Origin of the sequence: Sulfitobacter sp. HI0129 (assembly GCF_001635395.1) — a bacterium.
GTDB lineage: Bacteria > Pseudomonadota > Alphaproteobacteria > Rhodobacterales > Rhodobacteraceae > Sulfitobacter.
This window is the reverse complement of record NZ_LWGH01000741.1, coordinates 1-482: the sequence shown is the minus strand read 5'-3', so window position 1 is coordinate 482 and position 482 is coordinate 1. Positions and strand designations below refer to the sequence as shown.

At 66.6% G+C, this 482-nt stretch carries 1 protein-coding gene; it reads right to left on the bottom strand.

What is annotated here, in order from left to right:
• Positions 1-185: 185 nt before the first annotated feature.
• The coding region (locus tag A3764_RS18305) for an L-serine ammonia-lyase, iron-sulfur-dependent, subunit alpha (protein ID WP_201722465.1) at positions 186-482 on the bottom strand (297 nt) is incomplete at its 5' end.

Sequence of the window (482 nt, the reverse complement as noted above, 5' to 3'; positions counted from 1 at the left end):
CGAACTGACGCCGCGCGGCGCGGAGCTTGAGCAGCAGGCGGCCAATATCCAGCTGGCCGTCGTCTGCGAGACGCAGATGCAGGAAGGCGCGCTCAATAGCCTGCGGAGCGAGTTGCAGGCCTTGACCGAGAAGCTGGAAACCGAAGGCGAGACCACGGACTGACCCGGGCCAGTCCCCGGCTGCTTCAGCAGTTGGGTACGTTGACAGCCAAGCCGCCGAGCGAGGTTTCCTTGTATTTTTCGGACATGTCCGCCCCGGTCTGACGCATCGTCTCGATACAGGCGTCCAGCGGCACCAGATGCGTGCCGTCGCCCCGCAGCGCCAGCGACGCGGCGGATACCGCCTTGATCGCGCCCAGCCCGTTGCGCTCGATACAGGGCACCTGCACCAGCCCGCGGATCGGATCGCAGGTCATGCCGAGGTGATGCTCCAGCGCGATTTCCGCCGCGTTCTCCACCTGCTCCGGGGTGCCGCCCATGAC